This is a genomic window from Roseateles sp. (genome assembly GCF_036404855.1).
Classification (GTDB): domain Bacteria; phylum Pseudomonadota; class Gammaproteobacteria; order Burkholderiales; family Burkholderiaceae_C; genus Pelomonas.
The window spans coordinates 1-26,805 of the sequence record NZ_DASWYS010000125.1; the positions used below are offsets into that span (position 1 = coordinate 1).

The 26,805-nt window shown below is 67.4% G+C and carries 19 protein-coding genes; 14 read left to right on the forward strand and 5 right to left on the reverse strand.

The annotated features are described in order from the left end of the window. The coding region (locus tag VGF12_RS08390; RefSeq protein ID WP_331175580.1) for a tryptophan 7-halogenase at positions 1–518 on the forward strand (518 nt) is incomplete at its 5' end. Between the two features lie 76 nt (positions 519–594). Here the strand turns inward: VGF12_RS08390 and VGF12_RS08395 are convergent. Both VGF12_RS08395 and VGF12_RS08400 read right to left on the reverse strand, forming a co-directional pair. After that, entirely contained in the window at positions 595–3,723 is a 3,129-nt protein-coding gene (locus VGF12_RS08395; RefSeq protein ID WP_331175581.1) for a TonB-dependent receptor, read from the reverse strand. 161 nt (positions 3,724–3,884) lie between these two features. Next, a complete protein-coding gene (locus tag VGF12_RS08400; RefSeq protein WP_331175582.1) occupies positions 3,885–6,398 on the reverse strand; it encodes a glycoside hydrolase family 2 protein in 2,514 nt (837 codons plus the stop codon). A gap of 311 nt (positions 6,399–6,709) precedes the next feature. Between VGF12_RS08400 and VGF12_RS08405 the strand changes: the two genes are divergently transcribed. The 7 genes from VGF12_RS08405 to VGF12_RS08435 all read left to right on the forward strand — a co-directional run bounded on the left by VGF12_RS08405 (position 6,710) and on the right by VGF12_RS08435 (position 14,999). Further along, positions 6,710–7,933, forward strand: coding sequence for an extracellular solute-binding protein (locus VGF12_RS08405; RefSeq protein ID WP_331175583.1), 1,224 nt, complete (start codon positions 6,710–6,712; stop codon positions 7,931–7,933). Beyond that, positions 7,930–8,817 carry a sugar ABC transporter permease gene (locus VGF12_RS08410; RefSeq protein ID WP_331175584.1) on the forward strand — a complete coding sequence of 296 codons (888 nt, stop codon included), beginning with the start codon at positions 7,930–7,932 and terminating at the stop codon, positions 8,815–8,817. The genes VGF12_RS08405 and VGF12_RS08410 overlap by 4 nt, the downstream gene beginning before the upstream one ends. After that, positions 8,814–9,695: a carbohydrate ABC transporter permease gene (locus tag VGF12_RS08415; RefSeq protein WP_331175585.1), complete on the forward strand. Its 882-nt coding sequence runs from the start codon at positions 8,814–8,816 to the stop codon at positions 9,693–9,695. The genes VGF12_RS08410 and VGF12_RS08415 overlap by 4 nt, the downstream gene beginning before the upstream one ends. Before the next feature lies 1 nt (position 9,696). Beyond that, positions 9,697–11,865 carry a GDSL-type esterase/lipase family protein gene (locus VGF12_RS08420; protein WP_331175586.1) on the forward strand — a complete coding sequence of 723 codons (2,169 nt, stop codon included), beginning with the start codon at positions 9,697–9,699 and terminating at the stop codon, positions 11,863–11,865. Continuing rightward, a complete protein-coding gene (locus tag VGF12_RS08425; RefSeq protein ID WP_331175587.1) occupies positions 11,862–13,082 on the forward strand; it encodes an AGE family epimerase/isomerase in 1,221 nt (406 codons plus the stop codon). Before VGF12_RS08420 ends, VGF12_RS08425 begins: the two co-directional genes overlap by 4 nt. After that, positions 13,079–14,089, forward strand: coding sequence for a glycoside hydrolase family 5 protein (locus VGF12_RS08430; protein WP_331175588.1), 1,011 nt, complete (start codon positions 13,079–13,081; stop codon positions 14,087–14,089). Before VGF12_RS08425 ends, VGF12_RS08430 begins: the two co-directional genes overlap by 4 nt. Before the next feature lie 109 nt (positions 14,090–14,198). After that, positions 14,199–14,999, forward strand: a complete 801-nt coding sequence (locus VGF12_RS08435) for a class II glutamine amidotransferase (RefSeq protein WP_331175589.1) — start codon at positions 14,199–14,201, stop codon at positions 14,997–14,999. A gap of 11 nt (positions 15,000–15,010) precedes the next feature. Here VGF12_RS08435 and pgm read toward each other — a convergent pair whose 3' ends face one another. Next, complete coding sequence (pgm, locus tag VGF12_RS08440; protein ID WP_331175590.1) at positions 15,011–16,657, reverse strand: phosphoglucomutase (alpha-D-glucose-1,6-bisphosphate-dependent); 1,647 nt, start codon at positions 16,655–16,657, stop codon at positions 15,011–15,013. A 111-nt stretch (positions 16,658–16,768) separates the two neighbouring features. Next, entirely contained in the window at positions 16,769–18,361 is a 1,593-nt protein-coding gene (gene garD, locus VGF12_RS08445) for a galactarate dehydratase (protein ID WP_331175591.1), read from the reverse strand. Positions 18,362–18,477: 116 nt separating this feature from the next. Between garD and VGF12_RS08450 the strand changes: the two genes are divergently transcribed. The 6 genes from VGF12_RS08450 to VGF12_RS08475 all read left to right on the forward strand — a co-directional run bounded on the left by VGF12_RS08450 (position 18,478) and on the right by VGF12_RS08475 (position 25,490). Further along, a complete protein-coding gene (locus VGF12_RS08450; protein WP_331175592.1) occupies positions 18,478–19,203 on the forward strand; it encodes a FadR/GntR family transcriptional regulator in 726 nt (241 codons plus the stop codon). A gap of 149 nt (positions 19,204–19,352) precedes the next feature. Further along, on the forward strand, positions 19,353–20,264 hold the full coding sequence (gene kdgD / locus VGF12_RS08455) for a 5-dehydro-4-deoxyglucarate dehydratase (RefSeq protein WP_331175593.1): 912 nt from the start codon (positions 19,353–19,355) through the stop codon (positions 20,262–20,264). 33 nt (positions 20,265–20,297) lie between these two features. Next, positions 20,298–21,260 carry a tripartite tricarboxylate transporter substrate binding protein gene (locus VGF12_RS08460; protein WP_331175594.1) on the forward strand — a complete coding sequence of 321 codons (963 nt, stop codon included), beginning with the start codon at positions 20,298–20,300 and terminating at the stop codon, positions 21,258–21,260. A gap of 6 nt (positions 21,261–21,266) precedes the next feature. Beyond that, on the forward strand, positions 21,267–22,598 hold the full coding sequence (gudD, locus tag VGF12_RS08465) for a glucarate dehydratase (protein WP_331175595.1): 1,332 nt from the start codon (positions 21,267–21,269) through the stop codon (positions 22,596–22,598). A 5-nt stretch (positions 22,599–22,603) separates the two neighbouring features. Beyond that, the gene (locus tag VGF12_RS08470; RefSeq protein ID WP_331175596.1) at positions 22,604–24,055 is read left to right on the forward strand and encodes an aldehyde dehydrogenase family protein; all 1,452 of its coding nucleotides are present in this window, start codon (positions 22,604–22,606) and stop codon (positions 24,053–24,055) included. Positions 24,056–24,119: 64 nt separating this feature from the next. Beyond that, positions 24,120–25,490, forward strand: coding sequence for an MFS transporter (locus tag VGF12_RS08475; RefSeq protein ID WP_331175597.1), 1,371 nt, complete (start codon positions 24,120–24,122; stop codon positions 25,488–25,490). On the opposite strand, the gene pelA is transcribed toward VGF12_RS08475, so the two are convergent. Continuing rightward, entirely contained in the window at positions 25,474–26,775 is a 1,302-nt protein-coding gene (pelA, locus tag VGF12_RS08480; protein WP_331175598.1) for a pectate lyase, read from the reverse strand. The genes VGF12_RS08475 and pelA overlap by 17 nt on opposite strands. Between the last annotated feature and the right edge of the window lie 30 nt (positions 26,776–26,805).

Here is a 26,805-nt window from a genome sequence, read left to right on the forward strand (position 1 = left end):
TCGGCATGTCGGCCGGCTTCGTGGAACCGCTGGAGTCGACGGCCCTACATCTGATCCAGATGGGGGTGGCCCGGCTCATCGAGGCCTTCCCGCACCGCGGCTTCGACCCAGCGGAGATCGCAGAGTACAACCGTGTGAGTCGCGAACGTTATGAGTCGGTGCGCGACTTCATCGTGCTGCATTACCACCTGAACCAGCGGGAGGATGGTGGCTTCTGGCAGGCGTGCGCCAACATGGCCATCCCCGACAAGCTGCGATGGCGCATGGACCTCTATGCCGCAAGCGGACGCCTCGTCTATGTCGAAACCGACCTGTTTCGCGAGCCGAGCTGGTTCGAGGTCATGGAGGGCCAGAACCTGCGCCCCAGGGGCTGGCTGGCCCTGGCTGACCTGCAGGGTGTTGAGGACACGGTGAACTACTTCAAGGGCGTGTCCGACACCATCTCCAATTGCGTGGCGGCGATGCCCGAGCATTCGGAGTTCATCCGCAGATACTGCGCAGCGGCGCCGCTGAAATAGGTCCTCAGATCGGCAATGAACAAGGGCACCAACAACGGTGCCCTTGCTGTTTGAGCCGGCTCCACCGGCGCGAAGGTCAGAAGTTGTACTGCGCGCTGAGCTTGAAGCTGCGCCCCGACGTGAAGTAGTTGTGGCCGATCATGCCAATGTGCTGCTGCATGATCTGCTTGTACGTCTTGTTCGTCAGGTTGGTCGCGTCCAGACCCATCGTGAAGTTGTCGGTGAACTTGTAGTGCAGGCCCACGTCCACCTGGCCATACGCGTCCGCCCACAGCGGCAGGCCCAGCGGCAGGCTGATGTCATGCCGGTTGTAAGTGGGGCTCGCTGGGTTGGTGTCCAGCGCATTGGTCTGGTTCGGGCCGGTGTTGTCAGAGTTCAACGCCACGCCGTACAGGTACCTGCCGCGCCAGTTGTAGGCAATGCGCGCGGACAGGGGGCCTCGATCGAACAGCAGCGCGATGTTGTAGGTGTTGCGCGAGAGGTTGTCCAAGGGCATGTCGCCAAAGGAGCGGCCATCGGTATCGCAGCCGTTGATGAACAGGTTCAGGTTGTCCTGCCCCGCCCCCGGCGTGCAGTAGGCGGAATAGACCGCGTTGTAACGCTTCACCTTGCTGTCGACGTAGGTGTAGTTGGCCTGCACGCCCAGGCCCTGCAACCAGGACGGCACCCAGTCGAAGTACTGCTGGTAAGCGAGTTCCGCACCCCGCGCATAGCCCTTCGCGCCATTGACGGGGCCGTTCATCACAAAGCTCACCGGCTTGCCGTCGCTGTCAGAGATGGTGCGCTTGAAGGTCTGGTTGAGGATGATGTCCTTGAGGTTCTTGTTGAACACCGCCATGGTCAACGAGCTGCTCTTGCCGAAGTACCACTCGGCCGTCAAATCCTCCTGCGTCGACCTGATGGGCTTGAGCGTCGGATTGCCACCGGCGTTGCCGGTCAGCTTGACGGTCTTGACGACCGGCGGAAGGGTGGAGCCCTCTTCCGGCTGGTCGACATCCAGCGTCAACTTCATCGGCAGATAGGCCTGCATCTGGCCCAATTGCGGACGCGACAGCGCGCGCGACACGGCGAAGCGGAACTGCAAATCCGGCGCAGCCTTGAGGCGCAGGTTCAGGCTTGGCAGGAAGTCCGTGAAGCTCTGCCGAATGTCCTGCATCGTGGTGTTCGCCGCAATCGCCGCTGCGGTGAAGTTGGGCAGCACGACGCCATTCGCCAGCACGGCACCGGCGGGCGCAGCCTGAACGCTCAGCGAGGTATAGCCTTGCGCCTCGTTCTTGGTGTGCACGGCGCGCAGGCCGATGTTGCCGTCCAACGGCAAACCCTTCTCCTCGAACGAGAAGCGCAACTGGCCGTAAGCCGCTGCCGTGGTTTCGGTCTGCGAGTTCGTGCCCTTGGGGTCGGTGCCGAAGGAGGCCACCTGCCACTTGCCGCCGCCCTGGTAGCTGTTGGCCTGCTGCGCGCAGCCTGCGCCATCCCAGCCTGCGGTGGCCGCGAAGGCCGCGCACTTGTTGAGATAGAGCTGGTGCAGCTGGTTATAGCTGTCGGGCCAACCGAATGCCACGGACGCGGCCGGGAAGTACAGCGAAGGCAGGTTGACCTTGCCGCCGCCCATGAAGTTGTTGAAGCTGTTCTTGTAGGTCGGAATGTTGGACTGGTTGATGTAGGCCAGCTCGCCAATGTTCCAGCCCAATTGCCAAGCGTGGGTGATGGTGGCCCAGTTGTAAGAGTCGCCTTGGCCATTCATGCTGTTGATGGTCTCGGCGTCGCGCTTGGCGATACGCACGCCGAAGCGGAAGTCCTCCAGGATGGGGTTGTCGCGGAACGTCCACCGCCCGTCGACCTTCCAGGCCTTCTGCGTTCCTTTGCCCTTGTCCAGGTGGTCCATCATCATGGCCCAGTAGTACTTGGACGGATCGTTCAGGATGCCCATCGCGCTGCTGTCGAACACCAGGCGCGGCATGGAGCCCGTGTAGTCCACCTGCTCGCTGGGCAGTTGCACACCCGTGCCTACGGTGGAGTCGAAGTTCTGGGTCTTGGACCTGATGTACTGCAGGTCTGAAGTCCATGTCAGCTGATCGTTCACCCGGCCCTGGATCTTCCAGGACAGGTCATCGGTCTGCGAGCTGCGCTTGGAGTAGCGGGTCTGGTTCTCGACCTCGATGCCGGTCACGTCGCCGCTGCCGTTCACGCCAGTCAGCGTGCCCTTGGTCATCACGCCATTGCTGTCATACGTGCCGTTGAGCACGCGGACGTTGTAAGGATCGACCTGGTTGCTGACATTGTTCTCGTTCCAGTCGAAGCGGTACTTGGAGCGGAAGAAGGTCAGCGAGGATTCGACATCGCCATTGCGCCATTGCGCCGCCGCGTAAAGGCCGTCGCGCACGCGCTCATAGAACTGCTGCCGCCACGTGATGCCGCGCGAAATCCAGGTGCTGCTGGTCGCCGACTGCTTGTAGAAGGGGTCGAGCACGAGACCGTCCGTGCGGTTGGCGCTGAGGGAATGCGCAACGTCAACCAGCAGGCCGATCTTGCCGATGTCGGTGTTCCAGGTGTTGGTCAGCAGGCCCGAGACACTGGGCTTGTTCTTCGCGGCAAGGCTGTTGCGGCTCACATCGACGGAGAGCGAACCCTTGAAGCCCGGGAAGTCGAAGGGCAGTGCCGTGCGCAGGTTCACGAGGCCGCCGATGGCACCCTCAATCTGCTCGGCCGAGGGATTCTTGTAGACGTCCACGCCCGCCATCAGCTCGGGCGGCACGTCCTCGAAACCCAAGTTGCGGCCCTGGTTGGCGCTGAAGGTTTCACGACCGTTGAGCTGGGCCGCCACGTAGGTCAGGCCACGGATGTTGACACCCGAACCCTCGACGGAAAAGTGCACTGGATCGTTGGATGCTGAAACACGCGACATCGTCGCCCCGACGATGCGCTGAAGCACTTCGGACACTGAGCGGTCCGGCAGCTTGCCGATCTCCTCAGCGACGACCGAGTCGACGATCTCGTCCGACTCCTGCTTGAGCTTCTGTGCCGACGCGAGCGCAGCGCGACGCCCGGAGACGATAACGGTCTCCAAAGCCTGCGGGCCTTTGTCCGTGGCCGGTGAGGCCGCAGGCGCCGGCGCCGCCGCGTTCTGCGCCAGCGCTGGTGTGGCTGCCCAAACCAGCGCCTGAACGGCCGCTAGTGACAGCGTTGTCCGCTTGAATTGTCTCATCCTCGTTGCTCCTCTTTGGTGGGAAACATCCAGTCCTTGACGGGCTTGGTGTCGGTCCTGCAGGTTCAATGACGCAGGTATCTGGTAACGCTACCAATGTTTGTTCCAGTCAACATTGGGACTATCAGGGATAGGGGATACACGCATTTCTGCCTTTGCACTCACCCACCTCCTTTCAGCAGATTGAAAGTTGTTGCGGGAAGGTCAAGCGCCGTTGCCGTCAACGACCTTGGTAGCGCTATCCCAGAGGCGACACACCGCCCAACACCCGGCATCAGGTCGATGAAGTTGTCGTTCAGGGCCAGGCCTTCGTGCCGAATCCAGAGGCCCTTGACGGGCCGGTCACAGCTCAGGCGCAAGACCTGGTCCTCGGCCGCGATTTCAAGACGCGCACCCGCCAGGCTGTAGAACTTGAAGGGCTCGGTCCAGGCGCAGTCACGCGCCAGTTCCCGGCCATCCCGCGGGTCCAGCGCCAGCACCTCAGCCACCACAGGTTCATCGAACCCGGGCAACGCCAGCACCGTCTCCACGCAAGTCGACGGCGGCGCCTCCTGGGCCACGCCGGTCTCAGCCAGCACCTGCCCGTCCATCGCGAAAACGCGCAGCTGCAGCTTCACTGCAGCCGGGGCCATGGCACCGTTCATGACGGCCAGCCGCGCCCCGCCTGCCTCCAGCCGCACGGCCACGGCCAGCATGTCCATCGCCCGACGCACCGCATGCCAGGCCGGCTTGACCGCACCCGACGCGTCGATGAGGGCCCAGCTCGTCACCGGCCAGCAGTCGTTGAGCTGCCAGACCAGCGCACCGCCCACCGCACGCGCACCGGGCCGCTGCCAGCGGCGGCGGAAGTCCTGGTAGGCCACGCGCATGGCCTCAGCCTGCACGAACTGCGTCGCGTAGACATGGTCTGCCAGCGTAGGGCCGACGCGCAGGTTGTCGGCCAGGTAAACCGCCAGGCGCCTGTGTCCGTCCGGCCCCGCGGCCGAGCCGGCCTTGTTGTGCCATTGCACGGTGCGGCTCTCGGGAAAGCGCTCGGCTGGCGGCAGCACCGACTCGAACAGCGCCAGCGATGGATGCGACTGCATGCCGAACTCACTGACAAAGCGCGCCTGGACGTCGCCATAGCGCTGGTAAGGCAGCATCTGCTGGTGCCAGACCTCCCAGCTGTGGCGATCGCCCACTGTCGCGTCGGAGGACTTGACGCCCTGGCCCGACGCATCAGCCGGCGTGAACGGGCTGCCGGGCCAGTAAGGGCGATCCGGATCCAGCGCCGCGCAGACCTCGGGCAACAAGCCTTCGTAGAGAGCGCGCGCCTCAAAGCGCTCCGCCGGCACGCCCGGGCCAGCGAGGCCGACCGACTCGGCCAGCATGTAGTCCTCGTTGTTTCCGCACCAGAGCGCTAGGCAGGCGTGATGGCGCAGACGCTTCACGGCCGCTTCGGCCTCCGCGCGTACGCTGGACATGAAGGCCGCATTGGCAGGGTAGAGGCCGCAGGCAAACATAAAGTCCTGCCAGACGAGCAGGCCTTGCTCGTCGCAGGCCTCGTAGAAGGCCTCGTGCTCGTAGATGCCGCCGCCCCAGACGCGCAGCATGTTCATGTTCGCTGCTGCGGCCTGTCCCACGCGCTCGCGGTAGCGCGCCGGTGTGATGCGCTCCAGCAGGTTGTCGTCGGGAATCCAGTTCGCGCCGCCGGCGAACAAGGCCTGGCCGTTGACCTCGAAATGAAAGCTGCTGCCGACCTCGCCGTCCACGGGCTCCTGCACCAGGCGCAGTGTGCGCAGGCCCACACGGCGGCGGCTTTCAGCCAACATGCGCTCGCCGTCAAGCACGCGTGCGACGAGCGTGTAGAGCGGCTGGCCGCCCAGGCCCCGGGGCCACCACAGCCGGGGATCGGCCACCACGAGCGTCGCACTCGCCCTCGCACGCCCGGACGTGGGCACGGCTTGCGTCGCGACGCTGCGGCCTTCAGGGTCCAGCAGTTCGAACTCGCAGCGCCCCCCCTCCCCCTCGAGTTGGGCTTCGACCCGAAGCGTTGCCATTCCGGCGCCCAGTTCACTGCGCATGCTGAGGTCTTCGATACGCGCGCTCCAGCCGTGGCGGCGCACGGCGCGCCACGGCCCCGCGACGATGAGCTCGGGGCCCCAGTCCCAGCCGAAGTGGTACTGCGCCTTGCGCACATGCAGGCGAGCACTGTCGCCATTCCACAGTTGGCGCTTGCCTTGCACCGCCTCGACATCGCGGGCGCGCGCCAGTGCCGGCTCAAAGCACAGCAGCAGCTCGTTGCGGCCCGGCTTCAAGCGCTCACGCACGTCCACGCGCTGCGGCACGAACATGTTGTCGGACACCAGCAGGCGTTCGCCGTTGAGCCAGACCGCGCAGTAGGTGTCCAGGCCCTCGAAGACCAGGTCCTCCTTCAACGCCAGTTCACCGGCCTCGAAGCCCAGCCGCCAGGCCCAGCGACGCTCGCCCACCCAGCGCACGTCGGCTTCATTGCGGCCATAGAAGGGGTCGGGAATGCGGCCGGCTGCGAGCAGCGCACCATGGGCCGTGCCAGGCACGGCGGCTGGCAGCCAGGCGTCGGCCGGCAGGGCCGCCAGCGCCGGGCCGTCCAGGCCCTCTGGCACCTCGGCCATTTGCCAGCCGTCATGCAGATCGATCAGTCGTTCGAGGCTCACGGGTGGGAGTCGTTGCGGTTGCGTTGCACGCCCGCCCGCGGCGGGAAACGCGCGCGCCCGGCATTGCCGGACAGCCGCTGCACCGCGCGTCAGGACGATCGCGGTTCGTCTCCTGCCTCGCCTTGGGCAAAGCTAAACAGTGTTTTGTTGCGCATTCTGTTTCTCTAAAACACTGCCGACACTCGGGGATATTCCCGATGTTTTCTGGATGAGACAGCCAACACGACCCGGTTGTGCACGAACATAATTCAGTCCGTTTAGTAAACATCAAGAGACAAGATGGCCTTGCAGGCCATGCGCTTCCCAACGTCATGAAAGCCCTGCTCGTACAGGTGGCGCTGGCCTTCGGCCTCGCGGCCAGCGCGCCGCCGACCCAAGCTGCCGGCCTGGTCATCTGGATGGTGGGTGACGACAAGACGCCCCAGCTGATGCAACCCGCCGTCGCCGCGTTCCGCGCCGCCCATCCGGATATCGCCGTCGAGGTGCGTGACGTGCCCTGGGCCGACGCGATGACCAAGTACTCCGCCGCCCTGGCCAGCCGTCGCGGACCGGACCTCGTCACGGGCAGCACGTCCTACGCCATCGCATTGGGCGCCAAAGGTGCGCTGGTGGACCTGAACGAGGCAGCGCCCGACCTGGCCCACCAGCTCGAACAGCACGCCAACCCCGGGGCACTGCGCGCCATCCGTCGCCCCGACGGCAGGCTCTTCGGGGCGCCCTTCGACATGCATGTGCAGCTGCAGTACTACCGCAGCGACCTCCTGCCCAAAGCGCCTGCCGATTGGGCCAGCTTCCTCGCCGCCGCACGTGCGCTGCGCGGTCAAAACCATGGCTTTGCACAGCAGTGGGGCAACACCAGCTGGCTGGGCTTCTATCCCTACCTGCGCCAGGCCGGCGGTGCGGTCTACGACGCAAGCTGCCGGCGCGCCGTGATTGACAGCCCCGAAGCCGTCCGCGCGCTGTCTTACTACGCCCGCCTCTACCGCGAGCTGCAGGCGCCCACCGACGCGTGGCCCGACGCCGACGGCGGCCTCGAGAGCGGCGCCTACGGATTGATGCAGTCCGGCAGTTGGCTGCTGTCGCGCATGGACATGGTGCACAAGGGCCTGATGGGCCGATGGGCCGCCGCGCCGCTTCCCGCCGGCCCGACGGGCAGGCGCACCGCAGTGCTGGGCGGCACGGTGCTGGCCATCACGCGCTTCTCGCCGCGTCGCGAGCTGGCGCTGCAGTTCATGCGTACCGTCTACCGGCCCGAGGTCACGCGCCGGATGGCCGAAGCGGCCCTGGTCCATGGCGGCATGTGGCTGCCATCCGGCCGGCAGGATCAGATCGCCAGCCTGCCGCTGCCCCACCGCGACGCGCTGCTGGCCCAGCTCGACGACGCCGAGGGCCCGCCACCTTGTCCCGCCTGGATGCGGCAGGACTACCTCGTCACTCGCGCCGTGCAGCGTGTCGTCCTGGCCGGCGGCGACGCGCAGTTGGAGTTGAGCCGCGCGGCGGCCGTCATGAACCGCGCCTTGGGGACCCGGCAATGAAGATGTGGCGCCGCCATGGGCGAGACATGCTGCTCGTCTCGCCCTTCTTCGCGCTGTTCGGGCTGTTCGGCGTGTGGCCCGTGCTTCGCTCCGCGTGGCTGAGCCTCACGGACTACCACGCCACCGATACACCGGTCTTCATCGGCCTGGGCAACTATGCCGAGCTGCTCGCCGACGAGCGTTTCTGGACGGCGCTGGTCAACACCGCCGCCTACATGACCTCGGTGTCCGTCATCGCAGTAGGGCTGGGGCTGCTCCTCGCGTTGAACTTCGGCAGCAACTCGCGTCTGCATCAATGGGTCCGCGTGGCCTTTTTCCTGCCGGCCGTTGCCGGCGGCGTGGGCGCCATCTCGGCCTGGAAGTGGCTGGCCAACTCAGAAACCTACGGCCTCTTCAACAGCCTGCGCGCCGCGCTGGGCCTGGAGCCAGCACGCTTCCTCGGGGACCCGCAGTGGGCGTTGCCGGTCCTGGTGCTGGTCGGCGTCTGGTCGGTGCTGGGCTACAACCTGGTCATCTTCGTCGCCGGCCTGCGCGCCATCCCCGAGGAGCTGTACCAGGCCGCGCGGCTGGACGGCGCGTCACGCTGGCAGCAGTTGCTGCACGTCACCCTGCCCAACCTGAGACCCACGCTGGTCTACGTCAGTGTGGCCGGCATGGTCGCCAGCTTCCAGGTCTTCTATGAGCCCTACCTGCTCTACGGCGCGGTGGACACGCTGGGCGGTCCGCTGGACTCGGCACTGATGCTGGTCACCTACCTGTTCGACCGGGGCTTCCGCCACCTCGACCTGGGTCTTGCCTCCGCAGTCGCCTGGGTGCAGACGACACTGCTGTTCGGCCTGACCTGGTTGAACCTCAGGCTGATCGGGCGGGAGGGCCGCCGATGACCTGGCTCCCTCGACTGCTGCGGCTGCCACTTTGGCTGCTGGTGCCCGCCGTGCTGCTGCCGTACTACTGGATGGCCATCGGCGCCTTCAAGAGCTCGGCCGAGCTGCTGCGTCAGCCGCCCACGCTGTGGCCGCAGGTCGCCACCTCGCGCAGCTTCTTCAACCCCGACTGGGCCGGCACCACGGCCGACCCCGACCGCCTCGCCGGCATCCTGCAGATCGCCGTCGAGGGCCATGGCTTCCTGCGCTTCTATGCCAACAGCCTGCTCGTCACTACGGTCGTGACGGCGGTGAGCCTGCTGGCAGCGTCGCTCGTTGCCTTCGTCCTGACCCAGCGCCCCTTTCCCGGCAGCCGCTGGCTGTTCCGCACGCTGCTGCTGTCCATGATGCTGCCGTGGGAGGTGACCATCGTTCCCAACTTCGTGACGGTGGCGCAGCTGGGCTGGATCAACACGTACGCGGCGCTGATGGTGCCAGGGCTTGCGAAGGCTTTCGTCGTCTTCTACTTCCGCCAGGCCATGCTCTCGGTGCCCGACGACCTGGTCAACGCTGCGACGCTGGACGGTGCGGGCACGCTGCGCATCTGGTGGAGCGTCGTACTGCCTATGCTGCGGCCTGCACTCACGGCCATCGCCATCCCGGTGGCGGTGGGCGAGTGGAACAACTTCCTGTGGCCGCTGCTCGTCGTGAACGACGCGGCCACACTGACCCTGCCGCTTCAACTGGGCAAGATGGCAGGCGACCTCAGCTTCAATCCCCAGTCGGCCGCAGTGCTGATGGCGGGCTCGCTGCTCGCGTCGCTGCCTGCCATCGTGCTGTTCCTGCTGTTCCAGAAGCAGTTCGTCGTCGGGCTGCAGGCCGGCGCAACCAAGGGCTGAGATGAATGTGCTGAAAGGATTTGCGTTGGCTCTGTCTTTGATGCTGCCGGCCGACAGCACGGCGGCCGATTCCCGGCTGCAGGACGTCATGCAGCGGCTGGAAGCCGGCGACCCCGTCACGGTCGCCGTTCTTGGCGGCTCCATCACGACCGGCTACGCCGCCCAGCCGCCGCGCGAACGCGGCTGGGCGGCCCTGCTGGCGAGGTCACTGGGGCCCAAGGTCAGGCTGATCAATGCCGGCATCAGCGGCACGGACTCGGCGGCCGGCGTGCAGCGGCTGGAGCCGCACGTGCTCGATGCACAGCCCGATCTCGTGATTGTCGAGTTCGGCGTCAACGACCAGTGGCTGGCCCCCGCCGTGCGCGGCAGCAGCTACGAAGCCCTGCTGCGCCGCCTGCTCAGCGCGAAGCGGCCGCCCGCCGTTCTCGTGCTGGGACTTGCCCAGCAGGGCAACCTTGCCCGCGAGGCCGTCGACCTTCAACTGCGGCTGGCTGCCCATTACGGGCTGACGGCGCTGGACTTCGGCCGCTGGATGCAGGCCCGCGTCGATGCCGGCGAGGACCGCTGGGCCACGCTTTACGACGAGCCCATCCACCCCAATGGCACCGGTCACCAGCGCATTGCGCTCGCACTGGCCGAAACCTTGCGTGCCGTGGCCCACGGCCCGGCGACTGCTGCCGCGCCGCTGCCCGATCCGATCCATGGCCGCGCGCATGAGTTCACGCGCTTGCTCACCGGCGACACGCTCAAGCCCTACCAACTGCACGGTTTCGCACGCGGCGGCGACGTCCACCCCGAATGGGTCGGCCAGCAGCCCGGCTGGGTCACAACAGCCGACGACGCCGAAGCCCGATTCCTCGTCTACGGCAGCGAGATCGCCATCTTCCACGCCGAGAGCGAGCGGTACCGCAACCTCGAGGCCCGTGTCGACGATGGCCCCTGGGTGACGCTGAAAGGCCATGTGCCGGAGCGAAAGGGCTATCTCGGCTGGCATTACACCGTCGTCGGCCGCGACCTCGAACCCACCGCACACCTGATGCAGGTGCGCGTCAAGCGCGACGAATGGGCGGGCAGCGGCCGCCCGGCCAGCCTGCTGGCCGTCATGTCGGCCGGCATTTACCCGGCAGCCCTGCGTCCCAGCGACTTCGAGCGTGAGACGCCCACCAACCGCATGGGCCTGATTCCGGCCACCGACGCCCGGCTGCGTTGGTCGGGCCGTATCGGCCCGGGGGCCATGCCCCGCACGCGGCTACTGGCCTGGAGCGGCAGCGAACTGCGCGCCCGCTTCACCGGCCGCACACTGAGCCTGGAGTTCTCGTCCACGCACTGGGGCACCAGCCATTTCACCGTCGAGATCGACGGCCACCGTCACTCGCTGGCCGTCCCCGGCCAGGGGTGGACGGCATGGCGACTGCGTGAGCCTCTGGCCGACGGCGATCACACGCTGCGCCTCGTCAAGCGCACCGAGGGCTCCATGGCCGAGGTTTCCTTCCACGGCCTGCGCCTGGCGGACGGCGCGCAACTGCTCGCCCCGCCGCCCGAGCGCCCGCTGAAGCTGGCGTTCTACGGCGATTCGATCACCGCCGGCGCCTGCAACGGCGACGTCGCCGAAGACCAGTACGAAGACCTCTATCCCCACGACGGCACGCGGGCCTACGGCGCCGTGACAGCTGAGCGTCTGGGCGCGGACTATGTCGGCATCGCCGTCAGCGGCATTGGCATCACGGCGACGTGGCACGACCTGCTGATGCCCCAGGTGTGGAACCGCGACGCGCCGCGCAAGGACGCCGCGATTGCGCCGCCCGACGCGCGCGCGCCCGACGTCGTGCTGCTGAACCTGGGCCAGAACGACCACGGCTTCCCGGCGTCCAAGGGCTTGTCCATCGCAGCCGATTTCGGCGAACGCTACCTCGCCTTCGTGCGCCAGCTGCGCGGCCGCTATCCGCAGGCCAAGCTCGTGCTGCTGATGGGCGGCATGTCCGCCCCGCAAGAGCAGCCCGCCATCCCGCAGGCCGTGTCGCGCGCCGTGCAGACGCTGCGCGACGAAGGCGACACCCGGGTCTGGAGCTACCGCTTCCAGGCTTTCTCCTGGGCCCATCCGCGCATCGACGTGCATGCCCAGATGGCCGACGAGTTGACCCGATTCCTGAGCAGCGAGGTGCTGAAATGATCCCTGTCCCCGATATGCGCCAGCCCCCGGCGCTTTGGGCTCACATGCGCCACACGCTGGCTTTCTACGCGCCGCGCTCAAAGGACGCCACCGGCGGCTGCTTTCAGTTCTTCAAGGACGACGGCACCGTCTACGACCGCCGCACCCGTCACCTCGTCAGCAGCACGCGCTTCGTGTTCAACCACGCGCTGGCCTGGCGCTGGTTCGGCGGGTCGGCCGCCGACGTGGCGCACGCGCTGGCCTTCGTCAATGACGCCCATGGCCAGCCGCAAGGTGGCTACGCTTGGGTGCTGGACTGGCACGATGGTCGCGCCACCGTTACCGACGGCACCCACCACTGCTACGGCCTGGCCTTCGTGCTGCTGGCCCACTCGCATGCCGCTGAGGCCGGGGTTCCCGGCGCACGTGAAGGCATCGCCGCCACGTTCGACCTGATGGAGCGTCGCTTTTGGGAGGCCGCCCATGGCCTCTACGCCGACGAAGCGACGCCGGACTGGCAGGTCGGCGCCTATCGCGGCCAGAACGCCAACATGCACGCCTGCGAAGCCATGCTGGCCGCCCATGCGGCGACGGGTGAAGACCGCTACCTCCAACGGGCGCTGACATTGGCCACATCCATCGCCCAGCGTCAGGCCGCCCTTGCGGGCGGCCTGGTCTGGGAGCACTACAGGAGCGACTGGACACCCGACTGGGACTACAACCGCCACGACAAGACCAACATCTTCCGCCCCTGGGGCTTCCAGACGGGCCACCTGACGGAGTGGGCCAAGCTGCTGCTGATGTTGGAGCGCCGCCTGGGCGAAGCGCGGCCCAGCTGGCTGGTGCCCACGGCACGCCACTTCTTCGATTCCGCCATGAAGCACGGCTGGGACGCGACGCACGGCGGCCTCGTCTATGGCTTCGCGCCCGACGGCGAGATCTGCGACGCCGACAAGTACTTCTGGGTGCAGGCCGAAAGCGTGGCCGCCGCCGCCTGGCTGGCAGTTCGGACGGGCGACAACGCCTATTGGGGCTGGTACGACCGGCTCTGGGCCTACGCCTGGCAGCACTTCGTCGACCACAAGCACGGCGCCTGGTATCGGATCCTGGGGCCCGACAACAGCAAGCTCACCGACGAGAAGAGTCCCGCCGGCAAGACCGACTACCACACCATGGGTGCCTGCCAGGACGTGCTTGCCGCGCTGGGCGTGCAGCCGCCCGCCAAGGAGACCGCATGAGGACCTGGATCGCCACCGCATTGTTGGCCGCCACCACCGCCGCCGCCGCCGCCCCGCTCGAATGGCGCGGCGTCAGCCTGTCCAGCGCCGAATGGGGTGAGAAGCTGCCCTTCCCCGGCGTCTACGGCAAGGACTACGTCTACCCCAGCGTCGCCAGCACCGCCTACTACCAGGCCCAGGGCATGAACCTCATGCGCGTCGGCTTCCGCTGGGAACGCCTGCAGCCCATGCTGATGGGCGAGCTGGACGCGGCCGAGCTGGCCCGGCTGCGCGCCTTCGTCGACGGCACCACGGCCCGCGGCCTGCACGTGCTGCTGGACCCGCACAACTACGCCGCGTACAAGGAGGTGCGCATCGGCACGCCCGAGGTGCCAATCGCCGCCTTCGCCGATTTCTGGCGCCGGCTGGCCCTGCAGTTCAAGGACAACCCCCGGGTGCAGTTCGGTCTCGTGAATGAGCCACACAGCCTGAAGACCGAGACCTGGGGCCAGGCCGCGCAGGCTGCCGTCGACGCCATCCGGGCCGCGGGCGCGACCAACCTCATCACCGTGCCCGGCAACGGCTACACCGGCGCATGGAGCTGGTTCGAAAGCACCTGGTACGGCACCCCCAACGCCGACGTCATGGGTCGCGTCCGCGACCCGCTGGACCACCTGCTCATCGAGGTGCACCAGTACTTCGACAAGGACGGCTCGGGGACGCATGCCGAGTGCGTCAGTCCCGAGATCGGTGCAGAACGGCTGAAACACTTCACCGCCTGGCTGCGCCAGAACCAACGCCGCGCCCTGCTCGCCGAGCTGGGGGGCGGCGCCAACGCCGTCTGTGAGCAGGCCGTACGCGGTGCGCTGCAACACCTCCAAGACAACGCGGACGTCTGGGCCGGCTGGCTGTGGTGGGCCGGCGGGCCGACCTGGGGCGACTACTTCCTGTCGCTAGAACCCCACAGCGACGGCCGCGACAAGCCGCAAATGCGCTGGCTGGCCCCCTTCCTGCCCGCCAGGCCGTGACACCGTGCACAGGGAATGAGCTCATGACAAAAGCTTTGTTGGCGTTTCTGTCATCCACCACCAGACTTGCGACGTTGCAACCTGCACCGACAGCTTCCGCCCTCGTCCGATGTGTGAGCTTTTCGCCCTCAACAGCCGCCAGCCGGCTGCCGCCACCTTCTCGCTGAGCGGCTTCGCGGCCCGCGGTGGCCGCACTGCAGACCATGTCGATGGGTGGGGCGTCGCCTTCCACGACGGTGAGCGCTGCGAGGTCAGCGTGGAGGACAGCCCGGCCGCCGAATCGGCGCTCGCCCGTCACCTCGGCCACCACCCGGTCCGGGCCCGCAACATCCTGGCTCACATCCGCAAGGCCACCCAGGGAGCCCGTGCGGTGGAGAACTGCCACCCCTTTCGCCGCGAATGGGCCCGCCGCACCTGGGTCTTCGCCCACAACGGTGACCTGAAGGACTTCCACCCGTCCCTGGACGGCAGCTTCACCCCCGCGGGCCAGACCGACAGCGAGCGCGCCTTCTGCTGGCTGATGCAACGCCTGCAGCAGCGCTTCGGTGACCAATTGCCTGGTTGGCCCGAGCTGGCCGAGACGCTGACGCCGTGGATTCACGAGATCGCCGAGTTCGGCCGCTTCAACCTGTTGCTGACCGACGGCCGCGCGATGCTGGCCCACGCCTCCACCAAGCTGCATTGGCTGCAGCGCCGCCCGCCTTTCGGCCACGTGTCGCTGCGCGACGGCGACCTCAGCGTGGACCTGGCCACTGTCAACAATCCGGCGGACCGCATGGCGCTTGTCTCCACCGAGCCGCTCACCCACGGCGAGGCATGGCAAGCGTTCGCACCCGGCGAGGTGCGCGTGTTCGAGCACGGCGAGTGCGTCTATCTCAGCGAGGGCGTGGCCGAACTGGCCGCTGCCTGAATCAAGCCGTCTCAAGCCGTCGTCAGCGCCGCGTCCACCAGACTGCGTGCCTGCTGCAGCAATTGCTGCAGATGCGTCTCGTCACGAAAGCTCTCCGCGTAGATCTTGTAGATCTCCTCGGTGCCCGAAGGGCGCGCGGCGAACCAACCATTGGCCGTGCACACCTTGATGCCGCCGATTGCCGCCCCATTGCCCGTTGCGTGGCTCAGCACCGCCGTGATGGGCTCGCCACCCAGCTCGGCCGCCTTCAGGTCCGCGCCTGTCAGTGCAGCCAGGCGCAGTTTCTGCTCGCGCGTGGCCGGGCCTTCGAGCCGGTCGGCATGCGGCGTGCCGAGGTCGGCAGTCAGGGCCTGGTAGTACCGGCCGGGATCGCTGCCGGTGCGGGCGGTGATCTCTGCAGCCAGCAGCGCGCTGGCGATGCCGTCCTTGTCCGTCGTCCACACACGGCCATCGCGTCGCAACAACGTCGCGCCGGCACTTTCCTCACAGCCCAGCCCCAGACTGCCATCCAGGAGGCCGGACGCAAACCACTTGAATCCGACCGGGACCTCGACCAGTGGGCATCCGAGACGCCGAGCGACGCGGTCGAGCAGCGCCGTCGTGACGACGGTCTTGCCGATGGCCGTCTCCGCCCTCCATCCGGGCCGATGGCGAAACAGGTAGTCCGCCACGACGCTGAGGTAGTGATTTGGCGGCATCAAGCCAGTGCTGCGCGTGACGATGCCATGGCGATCATGGTCGGTGTCGCATGCGAAGGCCACATCGAAGCCATCGCGCAGCTGCGTCAGCCGGCGCATTGCCCAGGGCGAAGAAGGGTCCATGCGAATCTTGCCATCCCAGTCCAGCGTCATGAAGGCGAAGCGTGGATCCACCTCGCGGCTGACGATGGTGAGCGGCAGGCGGTAGCGCTCGGCAATAGCCGGCCAATAGGCCACGCCCGCGCCGCCTAGCGGGTCCACGCCCAGTTGCAGGCCGGCTGAGCGGATCAGCTCGAAGTCGATGACCTGCTCGAGCCCCGCGACGTAGTTGCCAAGGAAATCGTGTTCGTGACAGCCATGGGCGGCGAGCGCGCGTTCGGGGTCCTGCCGTAGCACGCCCTTGAGGCCCTGGCGCAGGTAGTCGTTGGCCGCGGCCTGGATGGCGGTGGTGATGCCGCTGTCCGCTGGCCCGCCATGCGGCGGGTTGTACTTGAAGCCGCCGTCGCGCGGCGGGTTGTGCGAGGGCGTCATGACGATGCCATCCGCCCGCGTCCAGCCCTCGCGGCCCCGGTTGTATTCCAGGATGGCAAGCGACACCGCCGGCGTCGGTGTGAACTGCCCGGCAGGCGCCAGCATGACCTGTACCCCGTTGGCGACAAGGACCTCCAGCGCCGTCAACGTGGCGGGATGGGACAGTGCGTGGGTGTCGGCGCCGAGAAAGAGCGGGCCGGCGATGTCGAGCTGCTTGCGGCGATCGCAGATGGCCTGGGTGATGGCGAGCACATGCCACTCGTTGAACGAGCCATCCAAGGACGAACCGCGATGGCCGGACGTGCCGAAGTTGACCTGCTGCTCCGCGCAGGCGGGGTCGGGCTGGCGTGAGTAATAGGCCTCGCGCACGGCTTCGACGTCAATGAGGGTATCGGGCGGGGCCAGTTGGCCGGCCATGGGGTGATGCATTCAGGCTCCCATCTTGAAACGACGGAACCATGCTGCCCAGCACGACGCGCCATCGGGGCCGGACGGCATCGCCGGCCATTGCAGGCCTTGACCTACACAGTCGGCGCTGCCTCAGGTTACCGGCGCCGGGTTGAACAACACCAGGCTGTTGTGCAGCTTCCAGTGCTCGGACCAGGTCTTCCTGCGGCCGCTGGCGACGTCCAGCAGCAAGTGAAACATCGCCCAGCCGACCTCCTCGAGGGTGGCGTCCCCATCGGCGATCCGGCCCGCGTTGACGTCCATCAGGTCGTGCCAGCGGCGGGCCAGGTCCGTGCGCGTGGCGACCTTCACCACGGGGCACTCGGCCAGGCCGTAGGGCGTGCCGCGGCCGGTGGTGAAGATGTGCAGATTCATGCCCGCGGCCAGTTGCAGCGTGCCACAGATGAAGTCGCTGGCGGGTGTGGCGGCATAGACGAGGCCGCGCTGGTCACGCCGCAGCTTGTCGCCGGGCGACAGCACATGCGCGATGGCCGAGCTGCCGCTCTTGACGATGGAGCCCATGGCCTTCTCGGCAATGTTCGACAGGCCGCCCGCCTTGTTGCCGGGCGTGGTGTTGGCGGCGCGGTCGACGCGGCCGCGGTCCAGGTAGCGGTCGTACCACCCCAGCTCGCGGACGATGGCTTCGGCGACCTCGGGCGTGGCGGCACGACGGGTCAGCTGCTCGACGGCGTCGCGAACTTCGGTGTTCTCACTGAACATGATGGTCGCGCCTGCACGCACCAGCAGGTCGGCACAAAACCCGACGGCCGGGTTGGCTGTCACGCCGGAGAAGGCATCGCTGCCGCCGCACTGCACGCCGACAACCAGTTCACTGGCCGGCACAGTCTCGCGCCGGCGTGCATTCAGGCGTTCAAGGTGCGGCCTCGCGCTGCGCACGATGTCGTCCAGCATGGACATGAAACCCACGTGCACGTCGTCCTGAAGGCAGATGGTCTCGGGGCCGGCGCCAGCGTCACGTTCGTCAGTGATCGGGAACGATCCCGGCGGCAGCAGGCGCGCGGGCTGCAGTTTCTCGCAGCCGAGGCTGACCACCATCACCTCGCCGCCGAAGTTGGGGTTCAGGGAGATGTTCTTCAGCGTGCGGATGGGGATGATGGCGTCCGGCGCGTCGATGGCCACGCCGCAGCCATAGCTGTGCTCCAGGCCGATGACATCATCGACATTGGGGTACAGCGGCAGCAGTTCGGCCTTGATGCGCGCCACGGCCTGGGCGACGACGCCGGCCACGCACTGCACCGTCGTCGTGATGGCGAGGATGTTGCGCGTGCCCACCGAGCCATCGGCATTGCGATAGCCCTCGAAGGTGTAGCCCTCCAGGGGCTCGGTGGCGGGCGGCTTCACGGTAGCGATGGGCAGTCCCTCCAGCGCACGGGCCGGCGGCATCTGCAGCAGCCGCTCATGCACCCAGCTGCCGGCGGGGATGGATTCCAGCGCGTAACCGATGGGCACGGCGTAACGCAACACCTCCTCGCCCTGGGCGATGTCGCGCAGAGCGACCTTGTGGCCTTGTGGAACCTTGTCTCGCAACACGATGCCGGCGCCGGGCACGCCGTCCGGCAGCCGCGTGCCCTCCGGCAGCCCCCCGTCGTTGGCGACGATGGCGACGTTGTCCTCGTCGCGCATGCGGAGGGTCAGCGGGGAGCGTTGGGGGGAAACGGCATTCATATCCGGCGGCGGAGTGGCTAAAGTGCAATACATCTCGTTGTACGTCGTCTAGTTGTCGTACAACTGACCTGACTTTAGACGCCGCATCCAGTTCAAAACCCCGGGAAAACCCGCGAATGCACGCCCCTCTCACGCGCCGCCGGCCCCGCACGCTGGCCCTCGAACTGGTCGATTCGCTCGGAGACCGCATCCGCGCTGGCCGGTTGCAGGCCGGGGACAAGTTGCCCACGGAGGCCGCCATCATGGAGGAGTTCGAGGTCAGCCGCACCGTCGTGCGCGAGGCGATTTCCAAGCTTCAGGCGGCAGGGCTCGTCGAGACGCGTCATGGCATCGGCACCTTCGTGCTCGGGCCCGGCGACGGTCCATCGTTCAAGATCACGCCGGAGCAGTTCAGCACGCTGCAGGACGTCATCGCCGTGTTGGAACTGCGGATCGGCCTGGAGACCGAGGCCGCCGGCCTGGCGGCCCTGCGCCGCAGCGAAGCCAACCTTGCCGCCTTGCGCAAGGCGCTGGATGCAGTGATCGCCGCCGTGGACGCGGGTCAAGATTCGGTGGCGGCCGACTTCCAGTTCCACCTCGAAATCGCCCGCGCGACGCAGAACAGCCACTTCGCCGACCTGATGGCCACGCTGGGAGCCCAGATCATTCCGCGCTCGCGGCTGGAGCCGGCGGCGGACATGAATGGAGAGCGCCTGGCCTACATGCGACGCGTGAACACCGAGCACGAGAACATTCTGGATGCCATCGCCAACCAGGATGCCGAGTCGGCGCGCGCAGCCATGCGCACCCACCTCAGCAACAGCCGCGAACGCCGCCGCCGCGCGCAGGCGGGTGTTGGCTGAGGTTCATGTAAAGCACCCGATATTGCGGGTTTTCCCCAGCATTCCCGGATTTGACCCAAGTTGTACGATGACCTACAACATAGGCAACCGCTGCCCTTTGCCGGCCTTGTTTCGCCAGTCATCCCAACTCTCATCCTGGAGACCCGCTCATGTCGCCCCAAGAACTCAAAGCCGTCCTGCAAGCCGGGCTGTTGTCTTTCCCGCTGACCGATTTCGACGCCCAGCTGAACTTCGCGCCCAAGGCCTATGCCGATCGACTGGAATGGCTGCAGCCGTATGGCGCCTCGGCACTCTTCGCGGCCGGCGGCACCGGCGAGTTCTTCTCGCTGGAGCCGGGCGAGTACAGCGACGTCATCCGGGTGGCCCTGGACACCTGCCGAGGCCGCACACCGATCCTCGCCGGCGCCGGCGGTGGCACCACGCTGGCCATCAAGTACGCGCAGGAGGCTGAACGGCTGGGCGCGCAGGGCGTCCTGCTGCTGCCCCACTACCTGACCGAAGCCAGCCAGGAAGGCCTGATCGCCCATGTCGAGGCCGTCTGCAAGAGCGTCAAGTTCGGTGTGGTCGTCTACAACCGCGGCGCCTGCAAACTGACCCCTCAGAGCCTGGCCGTCCTGGCCGACCGCTGCCCCAACCTGATCGGCTTCAAGGACGGCCTGGGCGACATCGAGAAGTTCGTCGCCATCCGCCAGACGCTGGGCGAACGGTTCGCCTACCTGGGCGGCCTGCCCACGGCCGAGGTGTTTGCCGGTGCCTACAAGGCCATGGGCTGCCCCGTCTACTCGTCCGCCGTCTTCAACTTCATTCCCGGGACGGCCATGGCCTTCTACAGGGCTCACGCGGCCAACGACACCGCGACCTGCGACCGCCTGATCCGCGACTTCTTCCTGCCCTATATCGCGCTGCGCAATAGGGGCGAGGGCTATGCCGTGTCCATCGTGAAGGCCGGCGCCACGCTGGTCGGCCACAGCGCCGGCCCGGTGCGCCCGCCGCTGTCGGACCTGGCGCCCGCCGAGGTCGACCAACTTGGCGCACTGATCTCGAAACTGGGTCCCCAATAAGCCGATCGACTGGAGAACCACCGGAGACGCCCCATGAAGCGACTGCTGACCGCCATGCTGATGAGCCTCGTGACCGCTGGCGCCGCCATGGCGCAGGCTTGGCCCGCCAAGCCGGTGACCCTGCTGGTGCCCTTCCCGCCCGGCGGCTCCACCGACGCCATTGCCCGCTTGCTGGGCAACAAGCTGCAGGAGAAGCTCGGCGGCAGCTTCGTCGTCGACAACCGCGGCGGCGCCGGCGGCACCATTGGCACGGCGGCCGTCAGGCGCGCAGCGCCGGACGGCTACACCATCCTCGTCTCCTCCCTGGGTCCCCTGGTCATCGGCCCGCATCTGCTGAAGAACATCGGCTACGACCCGACCAAGGACCTCGACTACATCAGCGTCGCGGTGCAGGCGCCCAATGTGCTGGTGGTGCCGAGCGCGTCACCGCACAAGAGCATGGCCGAGGTTCTGGCCTTCCTCAAGGCCCACCCGGAGAAGATGAGCTTTGCCTCCTCGGGCAACGGCTCCAGCGACCACATCACCGCCGAGCTCTTCTGGCAGCAAACCGGCACCAGCGGCCTGCACATCCCCTACAAGGGCGGCGGCCCCGTGATGACCGACCTGCTGGGCAACCAGGTGGACTCCAGCTTCATGAACATCAATACCGCGCTGCCGCAGATCAAGGCCGGCAAGCTGCGGGCGCTCGGCATCACGAGTGCCCGCCGCTCCCCGGTACTGCCCGACGTGCCCACCATGGACGAGCTGGGCATCAAGGGTCTGCAGGTCTATTCGTGGCAGGGCGTGGCCGCACCCAAGGGCCTGCCCGCTGACATCAAGACCAAGCTGAACGCCAGCATCGTCGCCACGCTGAACGCAGCCGACGTCAAGCCGAGGCTGCTTGAGCAGGGATTCGAGATCGTCGCCAACACGCCCGAACAGTTCACCACCTTCCAGGCCGCCGAGTTCGAGCGCTGGAAGAAGGTCATCACCGAACGCAAGATCACTGCCGATTGACTTCCCATGAGCAGTTCAACCCCCATCATCAAAGAGCTGCGCGTCGTGCCCGTCGCCGGGCGCGACAGCATGCTGCTCAACCTCAGCGGCGCCCACGCCCCCTACTTCACCCGCAACCTGCTGATCCTGACCGACAGCGCCGGCAACACCGGCGTCGGCGAAGTGCCCGGCGGAGAGAAGATCCGCCAGACGCTGGAGGACGCCCGCTGCCTGGTCGTGGGTCAAGCCGTCGGAGCCCACCAGGGTCTGCTGAAAGTCGTGCAGAAGACCTTCGCCGACCGCGACGCCGGTGGCCGCGGGCTGCAGACCTTCGACCTGCGCACCACCATCCACGCCGTCACGGCCATCGAGTCGGCGATGCTTGACCTGCTAGGCCAGCATCTCGGTGTGCCGGTCGCGGCTCTTCTGGGCGAAGGCCAGCAGCGCGAGTCGGTCGAGATGCTGGGCTACCTCTTCTACGTGGGCGACCGCAGCAAGACCGACCTGCCCTACGACAGCGCCCCAAATGCCGACAACGACTGGTTCCGCCTGCGCCACGAGGCGGCGCTGACGCCCGAGGCCATCGTCAGGTTGGCCGAGGCGGCCCGCTCGCGCTACGGCTTCAACGACTTCAAGCTCAAGGGTGGCGTGCTGCGCGGCGACGAGGAGATCGAGGCGATTCGCGCGCTGCACGAGCGCTTCCCGCAGGCGCGCGTGACGCTGGACCCCAACGGCGGCTGGATGCTGAGGGACGCCATCCGCCTGATGCGCGACATGCACGGCGTGCTTGCCTATGCCGAGGATCCCTGCGGCGCCGAGGACGGCTTCTCCGGCCGCGAGGTGATGGCCGAGTTCCGCCGCGCCACGGGCTTGCTCACGGCCACCAACATGGTCGCGACCGACTGGCGACAACTGGCCCATGCGCTGTCGCTGCAGAGCGTGGACATCCCGCTGGCCGACCCACACTTCTGGACCATGGCTGGCTCGGTCCGGGTGGCCCAGACCTGTTGCGACTGGGGCCTCACCTGGGGCTCGCATTCCAACAACCATTTCGACGTGTCGCTGGCCATGTTCACCCACGTCGGCGCCGCCGCCCCGGGCAAGGTCACGGCCATCGACACGCACTGGATCTGGCAGGACGGCCAGCGGCTCACGAAAGAGCCTCTGAAGATCGTCGGCGGCCATGTCGAAGTCCCCAAGAAGCCGGGCCTGGGCGTGGAGTTGGACATGGCAGAGGTCGAGAATGCACATGCCCTCTACAAGCAGCATGGTCTTGGTGCCCGCGATGATGCGATGGCGATGCAGTACCTGATCCCTGGCTGGACCTTCAACCCCAAGCGCCCCGCGCTGGACCGATAAGCAACATGCACAAGAACCTCATCAACGGCGAATGGCTGGACGGTCAGGCCGTCTCTCGCAACATCAACCCGTCGGACACCCGCGACGTCATCGGCGAGTACGCACAGGCCGACGCAGTGCAGGCCGAGCTGGCCATCACGGCCGCGACGGCCGCCTTCCCGGCCTGGAGCCTGTCCACGCCGCAGCAGCGCTTCGACATCCTGGACGCCGTCGGCACCGAGATCCTGGCCCGCCGCGCAGAGCTGGGCGACCTGCTGGCTCGCGAAGAAGGCAAGACACTGCCCGAGGCCATCGGCGAGGTTCAGCGCGCCGGCAACATCTTCAAGTTCTTCGCCGGCGAGGCGCTGCGCCCAGGCGGCGAGAGCCTGCCCTCGGTGCGCCCCGGGGTGGGCGTGGAAGTGACGCGCGAGGCCATCGGCGTCGTGGGCCTCATCACGCCGTGGAACTTCCCCATCGCGATTCCCGCCTGGAAGATCGCGCCGGCCCTGGCCTGGGGCAATTGCGTGGTCTTCAAGCCGGCCGACCTCGTGCCCGGCTCGGCCTGGGCGCTGGCCGAGATCCTGTCGCGTTCGGGCCTGCCGGCCGGCGTGTTCAACCTCGTCATGGGCCGTGGCTCGGTGGTCGGCGAGAAGCTGCTGACCGACCCGCGGGTGGCGGCCATCAGCTTCACCGGCTCGGTCGCCACCGGCCAGAAGGTCGCCGCTGCCTGCATCAATCGGGCGGACGGACGCATGGCCAAGTTCCAGCTGGAAATGGGTGGCAAGAACCCCATGATCGTGCTGGATGACGCTGACCTGGGCATCGCGGTGAACGCCGCTGTCAACAGTGGCTTCTTCTCCACCGGCCAGCGTTGCACGGCGTCGAGCCGCCTCATCGTCACCGACGGCATCCACGACCGCTTCATCGCGGCCATGGTCGAGAAGATGAAGGCCCTGAAGGTGGATGACGCCCGCAAGGCCGGCACGGACATCGGCCCCGTCGTCGACGCCAGCCAGCTCGGCCAGGACGTGGACTACATCGGCATCGCGCAGGCCGATGGCGGCCGGCTGGCGCAGGGCGGCCAGCGCATCGAGCACAACGCGGCCGGTGCGCCGGGCTTCTACCTGACGCCGGCCCTCATCACCGACACCACGCCCGAGATGCGCATCAACCGCGAGGAAGTGTTCGGCCCGGTCGTCAGCGTCATCCGCGCCCGCGACTATGACCACGCACTGGCCCTGTCCAACGACACGCCGTTCGGCCTAGCCGCCGGCATCGCGACAACCTCGCTGAAGCACGCCACCCACTTCAAGCGCCACTCTCAGGCCGGCATGGTGATGGTGAATCTGCCGACCGCGGGCGTGGACTACCACGTGCCCTTCGGTGGCCGCAAGGGCAGCAGCTACGGTCCGCGCGAACAGGGCCGCCACGCCGCCGAGTTCTACACCACCGTCAAGACGGCCTACACCCAAGCCTGATCCACCTCGTTCGGCAGACCCGCCCGGCAGAAGGCGGAGCCGCCGCATTGCCCGGAGACAACCGATGAACACCTCCACCGTCACCTTGGCACAAGCCGCCGGCGGCAGTGCCTTGCGCACAAAGAAGCGCTTCGCCATCCTGGCCATGCTCTTCATCGTGACGACGATCAACTACGCCGACCGCGCCACGCTGTCCATCGCGGGCCCGGCGCTCTCGAAGGAACTGGGCATCGATGCGGTGACCATGGGCTACATCTTCTCGGCCTTCGGCTGGTCCTACGTCATCGCCCAGTTGCCGGGCGGTTGGCTGCTGGACCGCTTCGGCTCCAAGCTGGTCTACGCCTGCAGCATCTGCTTGTGGTCGGTGTTCACGCTCCTGCAGGGCGGCATCAGCTTCATCACCGCCAACGTCGGCCTCGCCGTCGTCACGCTGTTCGCGCTGCGCTTCCTTGTCGGCGCGGCCGAGGCGCCCTCCTTCCCGGCCAACGGCCGCATCGTGGCCTCCTGGTTTCCGGCCAACGAGCGCGGCACGGCGTCCGCCATCTTCAACTCGGCGCAGTATTTCGCCACCGTCCTGTTCGCACCGCTGATGGGCTGGATCACGTACAGCTACGGCTGGCCGGCGGTCTTCGTCGTCATGGGGCTGCTGGGAATGACACTGAGCATCGTCTGGTTGAAAGCCGTCTTCACGCCGCGCACCCACCCCGGCATCAATCAGGCCGAACTGGACTACATCGCCGCCGGTGGCGCCCTGGTCAACATGGACCAGCCCGGCACCCAGAGCCGCAGCTTCGCGCCCGACGCACCACGCCTGAGCTATGTGAAGCAACTGCTGTCCAACCGCATGCTGATGGGCGTCTACGTGGGCCAGTACTGCATCACCACACTGACCTACTTCTTCTTGACGTGGTTCCCCGTGTACCTCGTCAAGGAACGCGGCATGTCCATCCTCAACGCCGGCTTCGTCGCCGCTCTGCCCGCCATCTGCGGCTTCGCTGGTGGCGTGCTGGGCGGACTGATCTCGGACGGGCTGCTGCGCCGGGGCAAGAGCCTGACCACCGCCCGCAAGACGCCCATCGTCATCGGCATGCTGCTGTCCACCAGCATGATCCTGTGCAACTACGTCGACAGCGCGGCGGTCGTCGTCGCCATCATGTCGCTGGCCTTCTTCGGCAAGGGCCTCGGCGCGCTGGGCTGGGCCGTCGTGTCCGACACCTCGCCCAAGGAGATCTCGGGCCTGTCCGGCGCGCTGTTCAACACCTTCGGCAACACCGCCGGCATCACGACGCCCATCGTCATCGGCTACCTGGTCAAGGGCACGGGGTCGTTCAACGCAGCGCTGGTCTTCGTTGCCGCGAATGCACTGATCGCCGTCTGCTGTTACCTCTTCGTCGTGGGCGACATCAAGCGCTTCGAGCTCAGGAAGGCGTCTTGATCCGGGCGACCCAGACATCGTAGGCCGCCAGCGTCTTCATCGGCCAGGTGCCCCACCAGGCATAGCCGTTTCGACGCTCCAGGCTGAGGTCGTTGACGTCGTCGTGCAGGCTTTTGTCGCGATCGCCGAAGACGGGCTTGAGCGTCCCGGCGTCGTAGTACCGCGCCCACAGCGGGCCGGCGCCGGGCTGTTGGACCAGACGGCGCCCCTGGGCATCGTCCACCCGGACCCAGGCGCGATCGCGCACGGCCAAGGCCCTCAGCGTCGCGATGCCGGCATGAACCGCCTCGACGATGGCCGGCGAGGGCTGGGGCAGGCTCATCAGGAAAAGCAGTGCCCGGGCGCTCTCGCCGCTGCTCAAGGCCGGCGGCTCATAGTTGCGCGCCGAGGCCGGTGCCAGCGTCAGCGCGTCATGCTGCTGGGCCCAAAGCGTGAGCCGGCCCTCGACGCGGATCTGCATCGCCAGCAGCAGCCGCGCGGCGCGCTCCTTGGCCGACGCCGCGTCGGCCTTCAGCGCCGCGGGCAGGAAATCCAGGTCCGCCTCGCCCCGCGAGGCCCAGCCCATCAGCTCGGCCACCTCGACGAAGGCGTTGTCGTTCAGCGTGATGGCGTCGTGGTAGCCGCCCTGCAGCGGCCACACCTGCGGCCAGCCGCCATTCGGAAACTGCGCCGCCAGCAGGTAGCGCAGGCCGCGCTCGGCCGCCTGCCGGTAGACACCCCCCGCTTCGCCCGGCTGCTGGGCCGCCACGCGGGCCAGGAAGCGGATCTCGGTGATGGTGGCGTCGTTGTCTATGGTGCCCACATAGCTCCACTGGGCATCCTGCGCTGCATCGAAGTCGCCCGGCCCCGCCCTCTTGCCGTTGTTGTCGGCCACGAAGGCCTGGCCTCGCAGTCGCGGCGCGCGGTCGCGCGGCTGGTTCTTGCCCCAGCCGCCCGCCGGCGTCTGGAAGCTGAGGATGTTGCGGGCCACGGCCAGGGCGGCCTCGCCGGCATACCAGGCGGACGGCTTGTCCAGCGGCATGCTGCCTTCGCCATGGCCGCCCTCTGGGGCCGCCGGCCAAGCCGCCAGCCCCTGCCGCTCCGAAGCCAGGGCGGCGCGGTCGGCGGCGCGCTGGGCCTGCGAACGGACCAAGTAGGCCTGCCAGGCCCCTCGCTCAGCGGCCGGCAGGCTGGCCACGCGTTCGGCCGTCAGCGCCCGGGCAGGCGGGATCGTGCCGATCGTGGCGGCGTGGCCTACCGACGCGAGCGCCAGGGCGAACAGGGCGAGGGTGCGGATGCCGGGCATGACAGAGTGGCGCAAGTGGGGTGGCCGACA